Origin of the sequence: Pseudosulfitobacter sp. SM2401, from assembly GCF_042932805.1 — a bacterium.
Classification (GTDB): Bacteria; Pseudomonadota; Alphaproteobacteria; order Rhodobacterales; family Rhodobacteraceae; genus Ascidiaceihabitans.
Genome location: NZ_CP170633.1, coordinates 2,253,462 through 2,274,693, shown reverse-complemented (window position 1 = coordinate 2,274,693; position 21,232 = coordinate 2,253,462). Strand labels below are relative to the sequence as shown.

Below are 21,232 nucleotides of genomic sequence, written 5' to 3'. Positions count from 1 at the left end.
GATCCGTGCGACCTGCGGCATTTGAACCCGGCAAACTAGACGTTAACCCTGAAAGTGTCTAAGTGGCGCAGAACGAAATTGCTCCGGAACACCACATGCATCGTCTGTTTGTAACGATTATCATATCTGTTTTTCTGCTGCCCTTTGCAGCCTTCGCAAACGAAGATCAGGCCCGCGCCTTGTTGCGCACCGAAACCAAAGGCTTGTCTTCTGTTCCGAAAGATCACCTGCAAAATATGATTGTGACGCCGGTTGTCTCAGGCTCTGGCGTGCAGTTTTCGCGCGCTTGGCTTGATGCCCAACCCAAAGCCAAGGGTGACGCGCAGTGGAAATGTCTGTCCGAGGCGCTGTATTTCGAGGCGCGCGGCGAGACGGTCAAAGGCCAGTTCGCCGTGGCCGAAGTGATCATGAACCGGGTCAAAAGCACGCGTTTTCCGACGTCTTTGTGTGGTGTGATTAACCAAGGTACCGGCAAAAAATACCAGTGCCAGTTCACCTACACCTGCGACGGTCATGCCGAAAAAATCGGTGAACCAACAGCCTATGCGCGGGTGTCCAAAGTGGCGCGCGCCATCATTGACGGCAAATCGCCGGCGCTGACAAATGGCGCGACGCACTACCACACCACCGCCGTGAACCCGCGTTGGGCCAAGGTTTACACCAAGACCGCGCGCATCGGTGTGCATATTTTTTACCGCCACACATACCGCTCTGCCTCGAACTAACGCCGCATTTGAGGTCTGGCTTGACGGTTAACGCGCAGGTATAGACGCGCAGGGCAGGTACACCGTGCCCAACTGTCACTGCTGCCCGAGGGTTGACCCATGAGCTCCGAAGTCCGTCTTGCCTTTGCACACCCATCCGAACGGTCCGAGGCCACGGCCATAGACGGCCCGTTGGACCGCATTTCCGTGCGTGATTACGCCGTCGATGTGGAAATCGGTGCCTTTCAGGCCGAACGCGGCGTCACCCAACGCATCTGTTTCAACATCGTCGTCGAAGTTGTGCCGCTGACCGGCCCCATCGACGATGATGTGGACCGCATCCTGAGTTACGACAAAGTCACCGAGGCCATCACATTCGAGCTGGCAGACGAGCGTCTGAACCTGCTCGAAACTTTGGCCGAACGGGTCGCGGATCGCATTTTGCTGGAACCCCAAGCCATGCGCACCTTTGTGCGGATCGAAAAACTGGACCGGGGCCCGGGCGCTTTGGGCGTCGAAATCGTGCGCGCACGTGGCGGCGACGCAGTAGAAGTCGAGGCCGAAGAGGCATTGCACCCTGAACTGGTTTTCCTGTCCAACGCCGCCATCGCATCACCGCATTTGGGCGGCTGGATCGACCAGGTGCAAGCCAATGACCGCCCGCTGGTTTTATGCGTCGGGGCAGGGGATATCGCCGCGCCGCAAACCGGTCACAAAATGACCCAACGGCGCGTGGATTTGTTGGCGATTGAACAAAACGCGTGGGTTTTAGCCTCAAAAGACGACCGCTGCGTCGTGGTTGAAACCCGAACCGAGCTGGATTGGGGCATGCGCAACGGCCAGATTTGCGTCTGGGCACCGTCGAAAATCATGCTCGATGCGGTGGATGGTCCCTCCGCGCAACCCAGTGATGCCGTGGCCTTGGCCGCATGGTTCGCCGCGACATTTGACGCCCAAGAGATGATCGTGATTGGTGCCGATTTGCCGATAGGCGGGCCAGTTCCCCTGCGCGCTGTGCCCGCGACCCAAGCGACCCTGTGATGCAACGCTACGTCCGCCCGCTTGTGCAAATGGGACCGGCGCGGCCAACTGGGGCGGTGTCGCTCGCGGGTGGTTCTGGTTGGTTCACGCATGTCGAAGTTTTGCGCCGTGAAGGTGCCGATGAAGTGGTGCTTGCCGATCAGCTGACTGACCAAGAACGTCAGAATTTGACGAAGCCCCGCACGCCTGTCGCGGGTCTTGATTTTTCCGCTCCGGTTTTGATGGGCATCTTGAACGTCACGCCTGACAGCTTTTCCGACGGCGGGCGCCATGATGACCTGTCGGCGGCCACACATGCGGCTACCAAAATGGCAGAGCAAGGCGCACATCTTATTGATATTGGGGGGGAATCCACCCGCCCCGGTGCTGCATTCGTCCCCGAATCCGAAGAAATCGAACGCACAGCCCCTGTCATCGCAGCCCTACGCGCGGCAAACCTGACCACTCCAATTTCAATCGACACACGCAAATCCACGGTTGCCAATGCTGCCCTCGATGCAGGTGCAAATATCGTGAATGACGTGTCTGGCTTTGGGTTTGACCCAGACCTCGCCCCGCTTTGCGCTGCCCGAAAAACCCCTGTTTGCGTCATGCACGCCCAAGGCGATCCGGCAACAATGCAAGACGATCCACAATACGGTGACGTAGTGTTGGACGTGTACGACTACCTTTTACAGCGGATCGAATACCTCACATCCCTTGGCATTCCACGCGACCAGATCATCGCAGATCCGGGCATCGGTTTTGGCAAAAAACTACCCCACAACCTGAAACTCTTGCACCGGATCAGCCTGTTTCACAGCCTCGGCGTGCCAATCCTGCTGGGGGCATCGCGCAAAAAATTCATCGGCACCATCGGTAACGTCACCCAAGCGAACGCGCGCGGTCCCGGTTCTGTTGGTGTCGCGATCGGCGCAATCAGCCAAGGCATCCAAATCATCCGCGCCCATGATGTAGCGGAACACGCACAAGCCATTGCGCTGTGGCGGGCTGGCATGGCACAAGGCGGATATGACTAAGCTTTTTGGTACCGACGGCGTGCGTGGCACTGCCAATATGCATCCCATGACCGCCGAAATGGCCCTGCGTATCGGGGCCGCTGTCGGGCGGTATTTTAAACGGGATTCCGGCGGCGTGCGCCGTGTTGTGATCGGCAAGGACACGCGGCTTTCGGGCTATATGTTCGAAAATGCGCTGACGGCGGGGCTGACGAGTACGGGCATGAACGTGCTGCTGCTTGGGCCGGTGCCGACGCCTGCCGTTGGGTTGCTCACGCGGTCCATGCGCGCCGACCTTGGCGTGATGATTTCCGCCAGCCACAACCCTGCGATCGACAACGGAATCAAGTTTTTTGGCCCCGACGGATTCAAACTGTCCGACGCAGTCGAGGCCGAAATCGAAGCGCTGGTCGCCTCGGGTGTCGACCCCATCGAATCCTCGCAAATCGGACGTGCAAAACGCATCGATGACGGGCGTTTTCGCTATGTCGAACGGGTCAAATCCAGCTTTCCGCGCAGCATGCGCCTTGACGGTCTCAAGGTCGTTGTCGATTGCGCAAACGGGGCCGCGTACAAAGTCGCGCCCGAAGCGTTGTGGGAACTTGGCGCCACCGTCATTCCCGTCGGAACCGCGCCAAACGGGCACAACATCAACGAGGATTGCGGCTCGACCCACCCGCAATCAGCGGCCGAAACGGTGGTCGCACACGGGGCTGATGTTGGCATCTGTTTGGACGGCGATGCAGACCGCGTGATCTTGCTGGACGAAAACGGAAAAGTCGGCGACGGCGATCAATTTATGGCGCTGATGGCCGCGCGCTGGGGGGCCGAAGACCGGCTAAACGGCAATGCCTTGGTGGCGACGGTCATGTCCAACCTCGGTCTTGAAAGGTTCCTCGAAAACAAAGGTTTGCGCCTTGAACGTACGTCCGTTGGCGACCGTTACGTGGTCGAACGGATGCGCAAAGGCGGGTACAATTTGGGCGGTGAGCAATCGGGGCACATCGTGATGACCGATTATTCCACAACCGGCGACGGGCTGATGGCAGGCCTGCAATTTCTAGCCGAAATGATCCGCTCGGAAAAACCGGCCAGCGCGCTGCTAAGCTCCTTTGAACCGGTCCCGCAGCTGTTGAAAAACGTACGCTTTTCCGCAGGTCAAACGCCGTTGGATGATGCCAGCGTCAAGGCCGCAATCGCGCAAGCCGAAGCCGATTTGGTCGGCAACGGACGCCTGTTGATTCGCAAATCGGGCACCGAACCTTTGGTGCGCGTCATGGCCGAAAGCGAAGATGAAGGCATCCTGAACGCGTCGGTCGACAGCATCGTGCAAGCGGTTCAAGAAGCTGTGGCGACTTGATCCTGAGCGGAACATGCGGCAAACTCGTGCTGATTGTAGTTGTTTAGGTGTCCCGATATGAAGCTGTTTAGCCCTGTTTTTGCGTTGTTGATTGCGGTTGCAACACCCACTTTGGCAGATATGAACGCCCGCGTTAGCGCCCCTTGGGATGGCAAAAAGGTGCCTGCTGGCCAGCAATGCACGTTGCACGGCGGCAAAGGCAAAACGCCGCCATTTCAGGTCACCGGCATCCCCGTAGGCACGGTCATGTTGGTCGTGGAATACAACGACAAGAGCTTTTCCAAACTATCCTCAAAAGGTGGGCACGGCACGATCGGTTACCCGGTCAAAGGCACCAGCGGGACGTTCCCCGCAGTCCCTGGCTTGTCCGCGAACCTTCCCGGTGGCGTGCGCGTGATCAAAAAAGCGCGCAGCACAGGCGACTATGCATCGGCGGGTTATTTACCACCATGTTCGGGCGGGCGCGGCAACAAATATCAGGCCGACGTCAAGGCGGTGAGTGCCGCAGGCAAGGTTTTGGCAAAAGCAAAAATGGACTTGGGCCGGTACTAAAACCTATCTGCGAAACAACCGCCGCAAGGCTCCGTATTGGCTAAGGCCGACGCCTGCCAAAATCAAAACCATCGCCCACAACAGTGAGGCTGGCAGGGGTTCGCCCAACAGCAACGCGCCCAAAACCACGGACCAAATCGGCACTTGGTAATTGGTGATCGACATGAACACTGGCCCTGCGGTGCGGATCACGTAGGTGCGCAAAAAGTTTGCAGCAGCCGTCGGGATCAGGCCCAGAAACGCGATGACCACTAGGGTTTTTGTCTCGGGCACGGGGGGCAACCCTTCGATCAACAGGGCCGCTGGTACGGTGATCAGCATGGCCATCAGGATCATCACGGTCGACAAACCGATCGTGTCCACGTCAGGCAATCGCCGCATCAGGATCGAATTTACGCCGTAACACATGGCCGCAGCAAGGCAGGCAAACCGCCCCCATGTTTCCATGTTTGATCCCGAACTTTCAAAGGCTTGTGCGCCAATCAGAACCACCACACCGATAAAGCCGATCAGGAATCCTGCGGATTTTCGCCATGTCATTTGTTCGTTTGGAACCAGAAAATGGGCCATCGGCAAAACCATCAACGCGACGGCGGCCATGGACACGCCCGCAAAACCGCCGGTGACGAATTGCTGCCCCCAAGCCAGCAACATGAACGGGATCGCCGAGCTGAGCGCGCCGCTGATCAACAGCAACGTCTTGGCCTCGCGATTGGGTGGTGCGGCAAACAATTTGGCACCACGTGGCAGCCAGATCGCGGTCATCAACAAGGCCGCAAAGCTGATGCGCCCGGCAGCGAGCCAGAACGGCGTGATGCCTTCCAGCGCGATTTCGGTCACAAGGAACGTTCCGCCCCACGTCAGACCGAGGATCGCAACCATCGCCCACGAATGCCAGGTGATTTTGCTTGTGTCTGACATGTGTCATTAACCTGTTGTTAATAAATGAAAATGTTTCGCGTGCGAAACAAATTGGCGGTTGGCTGGTTCAATAAAAAAGGGCCCGGCCGATGTCGACCGGGCCCTCTTGGGCTAGGATGACCCTAATTTAGTTTTTGGATTTGTCGACCATTTTGCCTGCGGAAATCCAAGGCATCATGTCACGCAATTTGCCGCCGACAACTTCGATCTGGTGCTCGTCGTTGGAGCGACGGGACGCTTTGATCGTTGGTTGGCCAACTGCGTTTTCGAGCATAAAGTCACGCACGAATTTGCCGGACTGGATGTCGCTGAGGACAGCTTTCATGCGGGCTTTTGTTTCGTCGTATGGCAGGATGCGCGGGCCGGAAACGTACTGGCCATATTCTGCGGTGTTCGAGATCGAGTAGTCCATGTTGGCGATGCCGCCTTCGTAGATCAAATCAACGATCAATTTGGTTTCGTGCAGGCATTCGAAGTATGCCATTTCAGGTTCGTAGCCAGCTTCGACCAGAGTTTCGAAACCCATGCGGATCAATTCAACGATGCCGCCACACAGAACCGCTTGTTCGCCGAACAGGTCGGTTTCGCATTCTTCGCGGAAGTCGGTTTCGATGATGCCAGAGCGGCCGCCACCGATGGCAGAGCAGTAGGACAGACCGATTTCAAGCGCTTTGCCGGATGCGTCTTTGTCTACAGCAACCAAGCAAGGCACGCCGCCGCCTTTGGTGTATTCGCCGCGTACAGTGTGGCCCGGGCCTTTTGGTGCCATCATGATGACGTCGATGCCAGCTTTTGGTTCGATCAGACCAAAGTGCACGTTCAGGCCGTGGGCGAATGCAATCGCGGCACCTGGGCGAATGTTGTCGTGGACGTATTTTTTGTAGGTGTCGGCCTGCAGTTCGTCGGGCATTGTGAACATGATCAGGTCGGCCCAAGCCGCGGCTTCTGCGATGCCCATTGTTTTCAGGCCTTCGCCTTCAGCTTTGGCGATGGATGCAGATCCTTCACGCAGCGCAACCACAACGTTTTTCGCGCCACTGTCGCGCAGGTTCAACGCATGTGCGTGCCCTTGGGAGCCGTAGCCCAAAATCGCAACATTCATTTCTTTGATCAAGTTAACATCGCAATCGCGATCATAATATACACGCATGGTTTTCTCTCCCGGGAGTTTGATTTCTGATAACGGTTATAATCAGAGTTTATGAGGATTTCAGCGTTGCATTTTGAGTATTTATGATCAAAACAAGCCGTAAGTATTCGTGAATTCATAAGATTGTGGAAAAATCATGCTTGATGATGTGGATCGGCGTATTCTGCGGCAATGGCAAGCAGACCCTTGGCTAAGCCCTGCTGATCTGGCTGACCGGTGCGGGGTCACTGTGGCCAAGCTTGCCCGCCGGCAGGCCCGTTTGCAAGATGATGGCATCGTCAAAGGTGTGCAGGCGTCCATTGATTGGGCAGTTTTGGGTTATGCGGTCGAGGTGTCGTTACGTGTGACTTTGGACAAGACAGTTGGGCGAGCGCATGAGAATTTTTTTGAGGCGGCGCGCGACGTACCTGAGGTCATTGAAATTCAAACGTTTTTGGGCCGTGTAGATGTGCGCCTGTCCGTAATTGCGCGCGACATGGCCCATTACCAACACATCTACCGCAACAAGATATTGACCTTGCCGAACATCGCCGACATCGAGGCTTTGATGCAAGTTGCACGGATAAAATCCAACGAAAGCTTGCCCTTATGATCGAAGTTGACGCCATTGATCACGCGTTGCTGCGCGCGCTTCAGCGCGACGCCAACCAAAGTGCGGGCGCGTTAGGCCGTCAAGTCGGGCTGTCGCAGCCTGCAACATGGCGGCGGATCAAACGGTTGCAAGAGACGGGTGTGATCACTGGCCGCCGACTTCGGTTAGATGCAGAGGCATTGGGGTTTGCGGTGACGGTTTTTCTCGGCGTCAAACTGGCGACCAAGGGCCGTGTCAGCCTTGAAGATTTTGAACGTGCCGTCAGTGCGATTCCGGAGGTGCAGACCGTCGAGCACGTCTTGGGGCTGTATGATTATCGGTTGCGTGTGGTTGCGCGAGATCTGTCAGATTTCGAACGTGTGCTACGGCGGCGCATCATGACGTTGCCCGGCGCGGGTGATGTTGAGGCGAATGTGTTGCTGAGCGAAGAACGCAGGCCCGGGCCCTTGGGGGGGCCACCCGAGTAACATGCGCCACGCGCGTTTCCGATGCACGCCAATTGGTGGCGGCTGTTGCGAAATGTATACTCAAGTAGACTTTGCCATGTGCGGTGCGCGCCCCTAAATTAGTGCAAACCAACAAAGGAATTGTACCATGGCCGCATTGCTCGACACCGTTGACCCGCAAGGGTTGGAAGAATTCTCGGTCGTTTTCACAGACCGTTCGTTGAACCACATGAGCGCTGTGTTTCAAGGCGTGATGAACGACATTTCGGGCATACTAAAGGACGTCTACAACGCGCAGGCGGTTGTCGTGATCCCCGGCGGCGGCACCTACGCGATGGAGGCCGTCGCGCGCCAATTTGCCAAAGGGACCAACGTGTTGGTCGTGCGCAACGGCTGGTTCAGTTACCGCTGGAGCCAGATCATCGAAACCGGTGATTTGACCGCCTCGGCCACAGTTTTGAAAGCCCGCCAAAGCGGCAACGCCAGCACGTCGCCCTTTGAGCCCGCGCCAATCGCGGAAGTTGTCGAGGCGATCAGAACCCAAAAGCCTGACGTGGTGTTTGCGCCGCATGTGGAAACCTCGGCGGGGGTGATTTTGCCCGATGACTACGTGACGGCAATGGCCGCGGCGGCGCACGATGTCGGCGCGTTGATGGTTTTGGACTGCATCGCGTCGGGCTGCGCGTGGGTCGACATGAAAGCGACGGGCGTCGATGTGCTGATCTCGGCCCCGCAAAAGGGGTGGAGCGCGTCGCCTTGTGCGGGCTTGGTGATGTTGTCGGACCGCGCTGTGACACGGATGAGCGAAACGCAATCCGACAGTTTTTCAATCGATTTGGGCAAGTGGCATAGCATCATGCAGGCCTACGAAAACGGCGGTCACGCCTATCACGCCACGATGCCGACGGACGCGTTGCGCGATTTCCGCGACACGATGCTGGAAACCCGCGAGTACGGTTTTGACAAGCTGAAGGACGCGCAGTGGGCGTTGGGCAATGCTGTGCGCGGGTTGTTGGCGGACAAAGGCGTGGTGTCTGTGGCGGCGGATGGTTTTGGCGCGCCGGGGGTTGTGGTCAGCTATACGGCCGATCCGGACGTGCAAACGGGCAAGGTTTTTGCCGCCCAAGGCATGCAGATTGCTGCCGGAGTGCCGCTGCAATGTGACGAGCCTGCGGATTTTCGGACGTTCCGGATCGGGCTGTTCGGCTTGGACAAGCTGTTTGATGTGGCGGGCACGGTTGCGCGTCTAGAACGTGTGATCGACAAAGTTTTGTGAGGCGGGGTGCGGGACACCCGCACCTTACGATTTCACGCCTAAACCCATTTGCATCAAGGTCTTACGCACAGGCCCCATGCTGTACAGCGCGTTCAGCCCGATCGCGCGGGCATCGCGCAGGGTCGGATGCGTGGCTTGGCTCGCGCGGTTCAGCAGGTCAATTCCGGCAACCCGTATTTTCACGTCACGCATGCGGGCGGTGTTGTAGATCTCTAGCATTTCGGCGTCGCCTAACCCTTCGGGGCGGGCTTGGGCCAAATCAAGCAGCACGTTTGTGTCTTGCAAGCTCATGTTCAGACCCTGCGCCCCGATGGGGGGGACGACGTGCGCGGCCTCGGCAATCAGGGCGAGGCGTTGCCCTGTCATGCGTTCTGCCGTCTGGCTGATGATTGGCCAGATTGTGCGGCGCGAGGCCAACGTGAGCGGGCCAAAGAGGTGGCAACTGCGCGTCGACATTTCTGCTTCAAATGCGTCGACATCCATTTCAAATCGGGTTTGCGACAGTGGTCCGTCGTCCATCCAAACGATAGCAGAGGACGGCATGCCGTTAAAATCGGGCAATGGCACCAGCGTGAAGGGGCCGCCGGTGCGGTGCACTTCGGTTGAGACATTGTCGTGCGGAATCGGGTGTGTGACCGCGAAGGCCAGCGCCTTTTGACCGTAGCGTTTGGTTTTCACGTCGATGCCTGCCGCCGTGCGCATGGGCGATCCGCGCCCATCGGCTGCGATGACCAGTTTTGCGTTTACGCGGCTGCCATCGGACAGGCCAACGCGCGCGCTGAGTGATCGGGTGAACAGGCTGGACGTACCGGTGCCTGCGCGAAAATCGACGTTGGGCAGGGCGTCTAGGCGGGCTAGGATTTCGCGGCGCAGCACGTAGTTGGGGAAATTCCAGCCAAATGGCTGATCGGAAATGTCAGCGGCGTCGAAATCTTTGACGATGCGCGGTTCTGGGTCGGCACCACCTGCATCGACGATCCGCATGATCTGTAGCGGTGCCGCGTGCGGGGCGAGGTGATCCCAGATGCCAGCGGCCTCAAGCACAGCCCGCGCCGGTTGCAACATCGCGGTGGATCGCATGTCGGCGCCATCCGCCTCGCGCTCAGTCACGGGGGGGGCGGGGTCAACGCAGATCACGTCAAAACCGGCGGTTCCAAAGGTTGCGGCGGCCGCAAGCCCCGCAATGCCGCCGCCAGAAATCAGTATGTCACAGGTTTGATCGGCCATGTGGATCCTCCGTTTGATACAGATGTAGGGCGGCAGACGGGCTTTGACCAAGCGGCATCCTGTCCTACCCCTGAACCTGGCCCAATATTTGCCCCAGAAAGCCGTTCAGATCGTCGGTGTGAAAATCGACGTAGTGCAAGTCTTGGGGTGTCGGGGCGACATGCACAGTGCGCATGCCCATCGAAAACGGGACGGCCAGATTGCGGGCTTCGTCCTCGAACATGGCCGCGACACCGCCGCTTAGATTGTCGGTGCCAAAGACACGATCATACGCCCCTTGTTCGGGTTTGGGCAGATATTCAGCATGTTCGACCCCGTAGATCGCATCAAAAATTCCGTCTAAGCCACGGGCCGTCAACACTTGTTTGGCATAAGGGCGGGTGCCGTTGGTATAGACGATGCGCCGGCCCGGCAGTGCGCGGATTAACCCGGCAAGGGTTGGATCCGGCTGTAACTGGTCAAATGAAATGTCGTGCACGTCGTCCAGAAACGGGTCGGGATCGACCTGATGTTCGCGCATAAGTCCCGCCAGTGTCGTCCCGTAGGTTTCCCAATAGTGGCGGCGCAGGTGGTCGGCCTCAGTGTCATTCACCTTTAGAACACGCATCAAATAGGCGCGCATCCGCCCCTCGATCTGATCAAACAGACGTGCAGACGGCGGATACAGGGTGTTGTCCAGATCGAACACCCAATGGGTCACATGTGAAAAAGCTGCTTGAGGCATGCAATATGACTTAGCAGGCACCACCAAAGGTGCAATGGGTTGCGTGAAACCCGCTTGACGTTAAGCTGTGCCAAACTTGATCGAAATGGACCCCAGCCGATGAAACCGCAGCAGACCGACGCGTATTCCTTGCTTCTTGAGGCGATAGATGTGGGCACGTTCAAACCCGGTGACCGGCTGGTAGAAAGCGAGCTTGCGGACCGCTTTGGGGTGTCGCGCACCCCGATCCGCGAAGCGTTGCAACGCCTTGAAACCCAATCGCTTTTGGCGCGTGACGGGCGCAGCCTGATTGTCGCCTCGCTTGATCACAATCAGATGGCGGAATTATATGTGGTGCGCCGCGAACTCGAAGGGTTGGCCGCGTCCCTTGCCGCCCGTCACGCCACCGAAGAAGAGGTTCGTATTCTGCGTGAAATGGTCGAAGAAGATAACGAACTGATGGACAATCCGCCCGCCTTGGCCCGCGCCAATCGACGGTTTCACAAGCAAATCCATCTGGCCTCGCACAACCGCTATTTGGTGCAGCAGTTGGACCTTGTGCACCGCACGATGGCCCTGATGGCGACCACATCGTTGGCGGCTGTTGGGCGCGGTGCAATTGCACAGGGTGAACACGACATGATCGTGCGCGCAATCGAGGAAAAGAACGAAGCAGCAGCGGGGGCGGCCCTGCGCGATCACATTTCGGTGGCGTTTATGACGCGCCTGAAACAAGACGCATCGCGGCGCCAAGAAGAAGGTTAATCCGTGTGCTCGGTGACGCCGTGTTCGGTTTTGTCCCAGTAAAATGGCGTCACGATCATCTCGTAAAGGGCTTTGTAACTGGCGAGCGCACCCATGGTGAAATAGACGGGCATCAACAAAACCCACGGCACCAGATGCCGGTGTTCTTTGCCTGAAACAGCGACCACACCCATGGAAAAGCTGAGGATTTCCGAGATCACAAACAGTGAAATGACGGCAAAAACGACACCTGCGCCCAGCGTTGTTTCCACGGGATGTGCACCGCCCATAAGCGTCACCCAAAACGACCACAACAAGGGGGCAAAAGCGAACTGTGAAAACGTCGCCAAAAAGATCATTTGCAGGCCCATGAAGCGCGCGAACCCGAGATCTTTGATCAATTGGCGGGGGGCACGCATGTGCACAAAATACGTGATCATGAACCCCTTAAGCCAGCGCGACCGCTGACGCACCCACGGCCACGCGCGGCAGTTTGCTTCTTCGTGTGTGACGGTCGGCAGCAATTCGGTGACGTAGCCGTGGCGCGCCAGCCGCACGCCCAAATCCGCATCTTCGGTCACGTTGTGCGCATCCCACCCACCAAGTTTTTCAAGAATGTCACGTTTAAAAAACAGGGTCGTGCCGCCCAATGGAATGACCAAGCCCAGCTTGGCAATGCCCGGTAAAACCAGACGCCACCACGTTGCATATTCGATTGTAAAACAACGAGATAACCAGTTCGCACGGGCGTTGTAGTAATCCAGTATCCCCTGCAAGCACGCGACGTTTTCCGGTGCCTGCTGGAACCGCATCACCACTTTTTCGATCTGGTCGGGGGCGGGGGAATCTTCGGCGTCCCAGACCCCGATGATTTTGCCGGGACAAAAATCGAGCGCATAGTTCAACGCGCGTGGTTTGGTTGTGGGGCCTTCACTGTCGGGCACTTCGATCACGCTGATCCAGTCGGGCATTTCTGTGCGCGCAATCGTTTCGCGGGTGATGGTGTCGTTGGCCTCGAGGACCAGAACCACGTTCAGCAGGGATTTTGGATAGGTCAGCCGCGACAGGCGTTTGACGAGCGCGCCTGCGATCTCTTTTTCGCGCAAAAGTGGCACCATGACAGAGACGCGGGGCAGGCGAAATTGTTCTGTTGTCAGGTCATTCGGCGCGCCGGTGTCGGGCGTATTATGCAGGATTTGGGCAAAGAATGCGGCCCCCTTTAGGCCGGTCGTCAGCGCCAAAGTCAGCACGGCCCAAATGACCCCGATGGTGATGGTCCAATGGGGAAACAGGAACAGCACGGTCACGAGAAACAGGATGACAGAGACAGCCAGCGTGCTGCGCCCTGACAATTGGCGGTCCCAACTGCGGCAGCTTTCGCGGCTTGGCACGCGGGTGATCGCCTTTTGCGCAAGTTGATGACCGTACAGGCGGTTTAGTTGCATCTGGATTTGTGGCTGGGCCGCGATGACTGGCAAAACGGCAAAACCAGCGGGACCTAGACAGGCGCGCAAATGTTCAAACTGCGCGGGCTGGCTGGTTGCCACCAGCAAAGTGCGCCCGACCCAAAGCCACGGCACGACCCCGTGTTGCAGGCACAGCGCGGCAGGCAGGGCATCGGCCATGTTTAAACGGGGCGGCGTTGCTTGCAGATCAATGCGTTGGGCGTTGTGTTGAATGGACAAGGCGTCAAGTACGTCACTGGCGCTGACCAGCCCTTCGGATTGCAAAATATCGCCAAGTTGCGCATCGACGCGGCGCTGCAGGCCCAATGCGTTAACCAAATCGATTTGGGTAATGATACCGGCATCAACCAGCAAACGGCCAAATGGGCGCGGTGGCGCGTCCATCTCAACACTCTGAGGGTCATCAAAAGCCAGTCTAGGGTCACTCACGACGCGTCCTCGGTATCGCTTTGGTAGCAATACTTAAGTGGCGTAATTCGGTTAACGATCAGTTAACTTTGAACCTTTTGGTAACGTTTCTTAAGCTGTGCGGTCCTGCATGGCTTTGGCAAAGCGTTCGAACAGGTAAAAACTGTCTTGTGGGCCCGGGCTGGCCTCTGGGTGGTGCTGCACAGAATAGACCGGACGGCCCGCCATGCGGATACCGCAGTTGGAACCGTCAAACAGCGAGGTGTGCGTTTCAACGATGCCTTCGGGCAAGGATTGCGCATCGACCGCAAAGCCGTGGTTCATCGAGGTGATCTCGACTTTGCCGGTTTCGTGGTCTTTGACGGGGTGGTTTGCGCCGTGATGGCCGTGGTTCATTTTGATCGTTTTCGCCCCAAGCGCGAGCGCGAGCATTTGGTGACCCAAGCAGATGCCAAACACGGGCAGGTCGGTTTGATCGAGCACACCTTTGATCATCGGAACGGCATATTCGCCGGTGGCTGCGGGGTCGCCCGGACCGTTGGACAGGAAAACGCCGTCTGGTTTATGGGCCAACACATCTTCGGTTGTGGCCGAGGCTGGCAACACCGTGACGTCGCAGCCAACAGAGGCGAGGCAGCGCAGGATGTTGCGTTTTGCGCCGTAATCCACAGCGACAACTTTGAATTTCGGGTCTTCCAGGCGGGTGTAACCCTCGGGCCAAGCCCACCGCATTTCGTCCCACCGATAAGATTGGGCGCAGGTGACGTCTTTTGCCAGATCCATGCCCTCAAGCCCCGCGAAATCACGTGCTGCGGCAACCAAGGCTGCGATGTCGAAATTACCCTCTGGATCGTGGGCAAGGGCGACGTGCGGCGCACCGGCTTGGCGGATTGCGCGGGTCAGACGACGCGTGTCGATGCCACCGATTGCGATGCGGCCCCGTGCGGCCAACCAATCGCCCAATTCACCGGCGCTGCGCCAGTTGGACGGCGTCGTGGGCATCCATTTGACGACCATGCCTGCGGCGACTGGATCGGCAGTTTCGTCATCTTCTGGCGTGATGCCGGTGTTGCCGATGTGCGGGAAGGTGAAGGTCACGACCTGACCCGCATAAGACGGATCCGTCATGATTTCCTGATAGCCGGTCATAGCGGTGTTAAAACACAGCTCGGCGACGGTCTGCCCCGTGGCCCCAAAGCCTGAGCCGTAAAACAAAGTCCCATCCGCCAGAGCTAAACAAGCGGTGGGGCGGGCATGTGCGAGCTTGGTCATGGGCAGGCCTATATGTTTGGGTTCATTGCCAAAGCGTGCAGGATTCTGGCAAATTTGTCGGAACTTAATGCGCGGCTTGCCCACGGTCAAGGAGGAATGCCGATTTGCGAAGTTGTTTATTTTCAAGGGTTTAGCTTTGTTTTGCACGGTTGCACGGCGGAACAGGTTTGAGTATGTTCGCAGGCTCAGAAACAACCCCGTGGGGATGGGACATAATCAATGGAACTACGCGAGCGAATTACGAGCGCCATGAAACAAGCGATGCGCGACAAAGCGGCGAGCCGCCTGTCAACGCTGCGCCTGATCAATGCTGCGATCAAAGACAAAGACATCGACGCGCGTGCCAAAGGCAGTGACGACGGGGTCGATGACACCGAAGTGCTTGCGATCCTTGGCAAAATGTCCAAGCAACGTATGGAAAGCGCGCGTGCCTACGAAGAGGGCAGCCGGTTGGATCTGGCAGAACGGGAACGCGAAGAGATCGTTGTGATCGAAGAATTTTTGCCCCGTCAGCTGAGCGCTGAGGAGTCTGCGTCGGCTGTGGATGCAGCAATCGCCGAGGTCGGTGCCGACAGTATTCGTGACATGGGCAAGGTCATGGGGATTCTCAAAGGCAAATACACCGGCCAGATGGATTTTGGCGCTGTTGGCCCCGTGATCAAAGACCGGTTGTGTTCTTGAGCTGAGGGAGAAGGGGCGCTGCCCCCGCGCTATTGCGCTCCCCCGGAGTATTTTTGTTCAGAACAAATCTGGCGCAATAGGTGGGTTTTGGCCCGCCTTTTTTGTGCCTACCGTTTGAGGGCGCGTTGCAAGTCTTCAAAAAGTGCGATGCGTTCTTCTTCGCTGAGGAAGGCTCCGATTTCGACCTCGCGCCCCATGCCTTTGAGCGTCACGTAGTGTGGCACGGGGCCGTCGGTTTCGTATTTCGTGACTTGGGTCCAATACCGATTGCAATCCCATGTTTGCGTGTCGCCATTTGGGTTGGTGCGGATCAGCTGCGTTGTGTCTGTGTCTAGCGTCAGGACTTCGCTGATTTGGCGGGCTTTGTGGTTGCGTTGCAGGGCGAAATACATGCCCCAAACGGCGAGCAGCAGGAATGGCAGCAGCCCCCACAGGATCGGCGAGCCGAGCAGCGGCAGGGTCGGGATCAGGATTAGGGTGAAGGTGGTCAGCACAAAGGCGGCCATGCCGCGCGCGGGCAGGCTTTGGTGGGGGTAGAGGTGCATCGTCTGAGTTGTGGCACCTTTGGGGGAGGTCCATTTGTAGGGCATGGGCACCTTATGATCTGTTTGGGCAGATGATGCTACTATGACGAACGGTATGTTATGTGGCTGCGGGTGCATCAAAGTGCACACCTTATAGGCGCAATGTTCGCCAAGCAGCTATGCGAGTAAAGTAAGGGGCGGAACGGCTGCATTGTGGCAGCCATTCCGATAGGTCAAATTTGGCCCGTGAAGTCGCCAGCCACGCCACGATCAATCGCAGCCTGATCGACTGGATACTGTTTGCAGTGTTCGTTTCGTGCGCTGGCATCTGCGAAGCGTGCAGCGACACTTGCATCTGCCTGTGCGTATTGTGCGCGAATTTTGGTTTCGGCCTCTGATGATACGGCGCGTTGTGTTTTCATCGTTTTGATGAAGCTTTCACGGTATTCGTTGATCCGCTGGCCGCCACACATTTTTGCAAAGGCCGACACGACGGATGCGCCGGCTGTTTTCCGGTTCAAGTCGCTATCATAGCTGCCGGGTTCCGAGGCGGAAATGCATGCCGTGAGACTTACTGATGTGATGAGTGCCAGAATTGTAAAGCGCATAGTTGATCGTCCTGAATTTGAATTTACGAAAAAAGGCCCCAACCGCCGTTGGAGCCTTTTGTTTTGTCTCAGCGTGGGGTTAATGTCCCGGCTGTTTGTCCCAGTCTTCCTGCTTTGGCAGGATTTCGAAGGTATGCTCTGGGGGTGGGCTTGGCAGTGTCCACTCCAGCGTGTCAGCGTATTCGTTCCATGGGTTGTTCTCGGTCACCCGTGCGCCGCGCAGCAGCGTGTAAGCGATGATACCAAAGAAGAACAAGAATGAAGCAAAGCTGAGGAACGCGCCATAAGACGACCATTCGTTCCAGTATGCGAACTGTTCAGGGTAGTCGATGTAGCGACGTGGCATGCCTTGGCGACCCAAGAAGTGCTGTGGGAAGAACGTCAGGTTCGCCCCGATGAACATCGCCCAGAAGTGCAGTTTGCCAGCCCATTCAGGATACATACGGCCCGACATCTTGGGCAGGTAGAAATAGATACCTGCAAAGATCGCGAATACTGCACCCAAGCTCATTACGTAGTGGAAGTGCGCCACAACGTAGTAGGTGTCGTGGTAGTAACGGTCCACCGCAGCCTGTGACAGAACGATACCTGTAACGCCACCAACGGTGAACAAGAACAGGAACCCAAAGGCCCAAAGCATAGGCGTTTTGAATTCGATCGAGCCGCCCCACATGGTCGCGATCCAGCTAAAGACCTTGACCCCTGTGGGCACCGCAATGACCATTGTCGCCAGCATAAAGTAGGCTTGTTGGTTCAGTGACATCCCGACCGTGTACATGTGGTGCGCCCACACAACAAAGCCCAGAACACCAATCGCGATGATCGCCCAAACCATTGGCAGGTAACCGAAAATCGGCTTGCGTGCGAATGTGGAAATCACGTGAGAAATGATGCCAAAGCCCGGCAGAATGATGATGTACACCTCTGGGTGGCCAAAGAACCACAAGATGTGTTGGTACAGCACCGGATCGCCGCCGCCTGCAGGATCAAAGAAGGCAAAGCCAAAGTTACGATCCATCAGCAACATGGTGATCGCGCCCGCCAGAACCGGCAAAGACAACAAGATCAACCAGCTGGTCACAAAGATCGACCATGAAAACAACGGCACTTTGAACAACGTCATACCAGGGGCACGCATGTTCAGGAATGTCGTGATCATGTTGATCGCGCCCAAGATTGACGAGGCCCCAGAGACGTGAACCGCGAAGATCGCGAGGTCCATCGAGAAGCCGCCTTCTTTGACGGACAGAGGCGGGTACAGGACCCAACCTACGCCAGAGCCAAGCTGACCGTTGCCGCCCGGAGACAGAACAGAGCAGATCGCCAGTGTCGTACCAGCAACATACATCCAGAAGGACAAGTTGTTCATCCGCGGGAACGCCATGTCAGGCGCGCCGATTTGCAGTGGCATAAAGTAGTTACCAAAGCCGCCGAAAAGCGCGGGAATAACCACGAAGAACATCATCAGGATGCCGTGCGCGGTGATCAGAACGTTCCAGAGGTGGCCGTTTGGCGTACAAACTTCGTCTGATGCGAACAAACGCGCGCCTTCGCCGCACATGTACTGGACGCCTGGGTCCATCAGCTCAAGCCGCATATACACCGTGAACGCGACCGAAACAAAGCCAACGAGGGCTGAAACGATCAGGTAAAGGATGCCGATATCTTTGTGGTTCGTGGACATAAACCAGCGTGTAAAGAACCCACGCTCGTCGTGATGGTCGTGCCCGTGAATGGCTGCGTCTGCCATGCGTGCCTCCTGTTAGAAAGATTTCCGCGCTCTATCATAGAAAACGCGGGGATTCCGTGTGGTTCTAATACCCAAGACTGCCCCGCGCAATGACCGTAATGGTCGCAGACAGGGATTAATTGTCGCGGCAGCTTGAATGGATGCGCACAATACCCCAAGGGCGTCGCCGCTTTGCGCATGTTTGCACGCCAAGATCGTAACAGCAGGTTAATTACAACGATATCCTTGCGCAAAGTTGCATGCAGGTGAACAGTACCCCTGAAACAAGAGGCAGTGGTAGAATGCGTGACATCGTAAATCTGGATCAATTTCCGCTGGATACCCCCCACAGCGACGCCTACGCGGCTTTGGTCGCGCGGTGCCAAGCGGATTTGGCGGACGGCGGCATGTTCAATCTGGATGGGTTCTTGCGCCCTGACGTGGCACAGGCCGAAGTCGCGCGGCTCACGCCGGTTATCGACACCGACAGCTTTTTGCACGCGCGCCAGCACAACATCTATTTCAAACCGCAGATCGAAGGGCTGGCGGACGATCACCCTGCCTTGCAAACCTTTGAAACCTCTAACAATACGATCTGTGCAGATCAGCTGGATGGCAGCCCTGTGGCCGACATTTACCACTGGCCCGCGTTCCGAACGTTTCTGGCAGATGTGATGGAAAAACCCGCACTTTTCCCGATGAAGGACCGTTTGGCCGCCTACAACGTCATGCGCTACAAAGAAGGGCAGGCGTTAAACTGGCACTTTGACCGGTCCGAATTCACGGTGACATTGTTGCTGCAAGCCCCCGACGCGGGCGGCGTTTTTGAATACCGCACCGATTTGCGAACCGCGGATGATCCGAATTTCGACGGCGTTGTGGCGTTGCTGAACGGTGAAGATCCGGATTTGCAGCAGATGTCGGTTGTTCCTGGCACGCTGAATGTGTTTCGCGGAGTCAACACGCCCCACCGTGTGACGGCGATCAAAGGGGCAACGCCGCGCGTGATTGCGGTGCTAACCTATTTTGAACGGCCAGATGTGGAATTTTCCAACACAGAGCAACTGGGGTTTTACGGGCGCATCGCGCGTTAGGGCAGGGGGCCGAACACCTGATCAAAGCTGCGGCGCAGGGCGACGTCGACATCATCCATGCAGACCGGCAGGCCCAAATCGACCAAAGACGTGACGCCGTGATCGGTGATGCCGCAGGGCACGATGCCGTCAAAGTGGCTTAGGTCCGGTTCGACGTTGATCGAAATGCCGTGAAAGCTGATCCATTTGCGCAAACGGATGCCGATGGCGGCGATTTTGTCTTCGGCCACTGCACCATCCGCCATTTTGGGTTTGTCGGGGCGTTCTACCCAAACACCAACGCGGCCGTCGCGAATGGCGCCGTCGATGTTGAATTCGGCTAAGGCGCTGATCACCCATTCTTCCAGTTGTTGCACGAACAGGCGCACATCGTGGCCGCGTTTGCCCACGTCGAGCAACGTGTAGGCGACGCGCTGGCCGGGGCCATGATAGGTGTATTGCCCGCCGCGTTTTGTTGTGTGGACGGGAAAGCGGTCGGGATCAGTCAGATCCGCCGCTTTGGCCGACGTTCCGCCAGTGTACAGAGGTGGATGTTCCACCAGCCAAATGCATTCAGACGCGTCACCTGCGGCAATGGCGGCGGCGCGTTTTTCCATCCATGTTTCGGCGGCGCGGTAGTCTGTTAACCCGTCCGTGGTGATCCATTCGACCACTAGACAGGTTCGCCTTGCAGTTCTTGCGCGGTGCGCGTCAACAGTTGCGCGTAGTTTTCAGCGCCTTGGGCCCCGGTCACCAGATATTTGCCAGCAAAGATCATCGAGGGGACACCGGAAATGCCGCGCTCTGTCCAGAATTTCTGTTTCTCGCGGACGTTTTCGGCCAAGGCACCATCGCTCAGCACCTTTTGCGCATCGTCAGCGTTCAGGCCGATTTCGGCAGCGATTTCGATCAGCACGTCCGGTTTGGACACATCACGCCCGTGGGTGAAATGCGCCTCGAACAGCGCTAACTTTAGCGGATGCTGCTGGCCAACGCTCAGCGCGAAATCCAGCAATTGGTGCGCGGCAAAGGTGTTCACGATACGGCTGTCGGCGCTGAACTGGAAATCGATGCCCAGTTGCGTGCCCAGCGATTGCATCTGCGCGCGGTTTTGCGCGGATTGCTCGGGCGTGCTGCCGTATTTTTCCTGAATATGCTCGCTGAGGTTTTGACCTTCGGGCGGCATCGTCGGGTTCAGTTCAAATGGATGCCAGCGGATGCGCGCGCCCATGCCGGTTTGACCCAAAGCCTGTTCAAGCTGACGATACCCGACGATGCACCACGGGCACATGACGTCTGACACGATGTCGACATCGATCACGGGATTGTCCTGTGTCGCCTCATTTAAAATGGCACCGGTTTGTTCAGAATGTTCCATCAGGCTCACCTTTTTGACTGTCACCGTCTAAAATCAGACCTCGCAGGCGGGATTGCAAGCCTTGAACACGAAACTGCGATGCCGATCTATTTTCTGTGTCGCCGCATTTAGATCAATTTTCGGCTTCACTTTGTTTGCATCAAGGGCTAAAGCCGTGCCACCATCATAGTGTGCGGCTGTGGCGGAATGGTAGACGCGCAGCGTTGAGGTCGCTGTGGGGTAACACCCGTGGAAGTTCGAGTCTTCTCAGCCGCACCACATTTTTTGACTTTAAGCGATAATATTCGTTTATCGATCAACGTTCCCCAACTCCTCGATTTAAGTGGTCGCAGCGTGAGTGTGAACGAACGGCATTGACCGGTCCTTGATCGGGTCAAAG

At 57.2% G+C, this 21,232-nt stretch carries 22 protein-coding genes and 1 tRNA gene; 12 read left to right on the top strand and 11 right to left on the bottom strand.

The window, feature by feature from the left end; all coding sequences use genetic code 11:
* Window positions 1-95: 95 nt before the first annotated feature.
* From ACFIO0_RS11265 to ACFIO0_RS11245, 5 genes are all read left to right on the top strand, one after another.
* The gene (locus tag ACFIO0_RS11265; RefSeq protein ID WP_390915323.1) at window positions 96-725 is read left to right on the top strand and encodes a cell wall hydrolase; all 630 of its coding nucleotides are present in this window, start codon (window positions 96-98) and stop codon (window positions 723-725) included.
* A gap of 99 nt (window positions 726-824) precedes the next feature.
* Window positions 825-1,745 carry a dihydroneopterin aldolase gene (locus ACFIO0_RS11260; protein ID WP_390910494.1) on the top strand — a complete coding sequence of 307 codons (921 nt, stop codon included), beginning with the start codon at window positions 825-827 and terminating at the stop codon, window positions 1,743-1,745.
* On the top strand, window positions 1,745-2,764 hold the full coding sequence (gene folP / locus ACFIO0_RS11255) for a dihydropteroate synthase (RefSeq protein ID WP_390910493.1): 1,020 nt from the start codon (window positions 1,745-1,747) through the stop codon (window positions 2,762-2,764). The genes ACFIO0_RS11260 and folP overlap by 1 nt, the downstream gene beginning before the upstream one ends.
* Window positions 2,757-4,103 (top strand): phosphoglucosamine mutase, encoded by a 1,347-nt coding sequence (gene glmM / locus ACFIO0_RS11250; protein WP_390910492.1) that lies wholly within the window; start codon window positions 2,757-2,759, stop codon window positions 4,101-4,103. The genes folP and glmM overlap by 8 nt, the downstream gene beginning before the upstream one ends.
* 57 nt (window positions 4,104-4,160) lie before the next feature.
* Window positions 4,161-4,655 (top strand): hypothetical protein, encoded by a 495-nt coding sequence (locus tag ACFIO0_RS11245; protein WP_390910491.1) that lies wholly within the window; start codon window positions 4,161-4,163, stop codon window positions 4,653-4,655.
* A 3-nt stretch (window positions 4,656-4,658) separates the two neighbouring features.
* Here ACFIO0_RS11245 and ACFIO0_RS11240 read toward each other — a convergent pair whose 3' ends face one another.
* Both ACFIO0_RS11240 and ilvC read right to left on the bottom strand, forming a co-directional pair.
* Window positions 4,659-5,576, bottom strand: coding sequence for an EamA family transporter (locus ACFIO0_RS11240; RefSeq protein WP_390910490.1), 918 nt, complete (start codon window positions 5,574-5,576; stop codon window positions 4,659-4,661).
* Between the two features lie 127 nt (window positions 5,577-5,703).
* Window positions 5,704-6,726: a ketol-acid reductoisomerase gene (ilvC, locus tag ACFIO0_RS11235; RefSeq protein WP_390910489.1), complete on the bottom strand. Its 1,023-nt coding sequence runs from the start codon at window positions 6,724-6,726 to the stop codon at window positions 5,704-5,706.
* A gap of 136 nt (window positions 6,727-6,862) precedes the next feature.
* On the opposite strand from ilvC, the gene ACFIO0_RS11230 reads away from it, so the two are divergent.
* The 3 genes from ACFIO0_RS11230 (at window position 6,863) to ACFIO0_RS11220 (ending at window position 9,040) form a co-directional block, all read left to right on the top strand.
* On the top strand, window positions 6,863-7,318 hold the full coding sequence (locus ACFIO0_RS11230; RefSeq protein WP_390910488.1) for an Lrp/AsnC ligand binding domain-containing protein: 456 nt from the start codon (window positions 6,863-6,865) through the stop codon (window positions 7,316-7,318).
* Window positions 7,315-7,785, top strand: coding sequence for an Lrp/AsnC ligand binding domain-containing protein (locus ACFIO0_RS11225; protein WP_390910487.1), 471 nt, complete (start codon window positions 7,315-7,317; stop codon window positions 7,783-7,785). The genes ACFIO0_RS11230 and ACFIO0_RS11225 overlap by 4 nt, the downstream gene beginning before the upstream one ends.
* 127 nt (window positions 7,786-7,912) lie before the next feature.
* A complete protein-coding gene (locus ACFIO0_RS11220) occupies window positions 7,913-9,040 on the top strand; it encodes an aminotransferase class V-fold PLP-dependent enzyme (RefSeq protein WP_390910486.1) in 1,128 nt (375 codons plus the stop codon).
* Between the two features lie 24 nt (window positions 9,041-9,064).
* Here ACFIO0_RS11220 and ACFIO0_RS11215 read toward each other — a convergent pair whose 3' ends face one another.
* Together ACFIO0_RS11215 and ACFIO0_RS11210 are read right to left on the bottom strand one after the other, a co-directional pair.
* Entirely contained in the window at window positions 9,065-10,267 is a 1,203-nt protein-coding gene (locus tag ACFIO0_RS11215) for a UbiH/UbiF family hydroxylase (RefSeq protein WP_390910485.1), read from the bottom strand.
* Between the two features lie 64 nt (window positions 10,268-10,331).
* Window positions 10,332-10,991 carry a pyrimidine 5'-nucleotidase gene (locus tag ACFIO0_RS11210; protein WP_390910484.1) on the bottom strand — a complete coding sequence of 220 codons (660 nt, stop codon included), beginning with the start codon at window positions 10,989-10,991 and terminating at the stop codon, window positions 10,332-10,334.
* Between the two features lie 99 nt (window positions 10,992-11,090).
* On the opposite strand from ACFIO0_RS11210, the gene ACFIO0_RS11205 reads away from it, so the two are divergent.
* A complete protein-coding gene (locus ACFIO0_RS11205; protein WP_390910483.1) occupies window positions 11,091-11,735 on the top strand; it encodes an FCD domain-containing protein in 645 nt (214 codons plus the stop codon).
* Here the strand turns inward: ACFIO0_RS11205 and ACFIO0_RS11200 are convergent.
* Window positions 11,732-13,609: a glycosyltransferase family 2 protein gene (locus ACFIO0_RS11200; RefSeq protein ID WP_390910482.1), complete on the bottom strand. Its 1,878-nt coding sequence runs from the start codon at window positions 13,607-13,609 to the stop codon at window positions 11,732-11,734. The two genes, ACFIO0_RS11205 and ACFIO0_RS11200, sit on opposite strands and share 4 nt — an antisense overlap.
* Window positions 13,610-13,699: 90 nt before the next feature.
* Entirely contained in the window at window positions 13,700-14,860 is a 1,161-nt protein-coding gene (gene carA / locus ACFIO0_RS11195; protein ID WP_390910481.1) for a glutamine-hydrolyzing carbamoyl-phosphate synthase small subunit, read from the bottom strand.
* A 219-nt stretch (window positions 14,861-15,079) separates the two neighbouring features.
* On the opposite strand from carA, the gene ACFIO0_RS11190 reads away from it, so the two are divergent.
* Window positions 15,080-15,541 carry a GatB/YqeY domain-containing protein gene (locus ACFIO0_RS11190; protein ID WP_390910480.1) on the top strand — a complete coding sequence of 154 codons (462 nt, stop codon included), beginning with the start codon at window positions 15,080-15,082 and terminating at the stop codon, window positions 15,539-15,541.
* Between the two features lie 107 nt (window positions 15,542-15,648).
* Here the strand turns inward: ACFIO0_RS11190 and ACFIO0_RS11185 are convergent, their stop codons facing one another.
* The 3 genes from ACFIO0_RS11185 to ctaD all read right to left on the bottom strand — a co-directional run bounded on the left by ACFIO0_RS11185 (window position 15,649) and on the right by ctaD (window position 18,423).
* Window positions 15,649-16,131, bottom strand: a complete 483-nt coding sequence (locus tag ACFIO0_RS11185) for a DUF2244 domain-containing protein (protein WP_390910479.1) — start codon at window positions 16,129-16,131, stop codon at window positions 15,649-15,651.
* 167 nt (window positions 16,132-16,298) lie between these two features.
* On the bottom strand, window positions 16,299-16,673 hold the full coding sequence (locus tag ACFIO0_RS11180) for a hypothetical protein (protein ID WP_390910478.1): 375 nt from the start codon (window positions 16,671-16,673) through the stop codon (window positions 16,299-16,301).
* Window positions 16,674-16,752: 79 nt separating this feature from the next.
* Complete coding sequence (gene ctaD / locus ACFIO0_RS11175; RefSeq protein ID WP_390910477.1) at window positions 16,753-18,423, bottom strand: cytochrome c oxidase subunit I; 1,671 nt, start codon at window positions 18,421-18,423, stop codon at window positions 16,753-16,755.
* Window positions 18,424-18,704: 281 nt separating this feature from the next.
* Here ctaD and ACFIO0_RS11170 point away from each other — a divergent pair, with 281 nt between their 5' ends.
* Window positions 18,705-19,496: a 2OG-Fe(II) oxygenase gene (locus ACFIO0_RS11170; protein ID WP_390910476.1), complete on the top strand. Its 792-nt coding sequence runs from the start codon at window positions 18,705-18,707 to the stop codon at window positions 19,494-19,496.
* Here the strand turns inward: ACFIO0_RS11170 and lipB are convergent.
* Both lipB and ACFIO0_RS11160 read right to left on the bottom strand, forming a co-directional pair.
* A complete protein-coding gene (gene lipB, locus ACFIO0_RS11165; RefSeq protein ID WP_390910475.1) occupies window positions 19,493-20,149 on the bottom strand; it encodes a lipoyl(octanoyl) transferase LipB in 657 nt (218 codons plus the stop codon). The genes ACFIO0_RS11170 and lipB overlap by 4 nt on opposite strands.
* On the bottom strand, window positions 20,149-20,853 hold the full coding sequence (locus tag ACFIO0_RS11160) for a DsbA family protein (protein WP_390910474.1): 705 nt from the start codon (window positions 20,851-20,853) through the stop codon (window positions 20,149-20,151). The genes lipB and ACFIO0_RS11160 overlap by 1 nt, the downstream gene beginning before the upstream one ends.
* Before the next feature lie 172 nt (window positions 20,854-21,025).
* On the opposite strand from ACFIO0_RS11160, the gene ACFIO0_RS11155 reads away from it, so the two are divergent.
* A tRNA-Leu gene (locus ACFIO0_RS11155) sits at window positions 21,026-21,111 on the top strand.
* Window positions 21,112-21,232 lie beyond the last annotated feature (121 nt).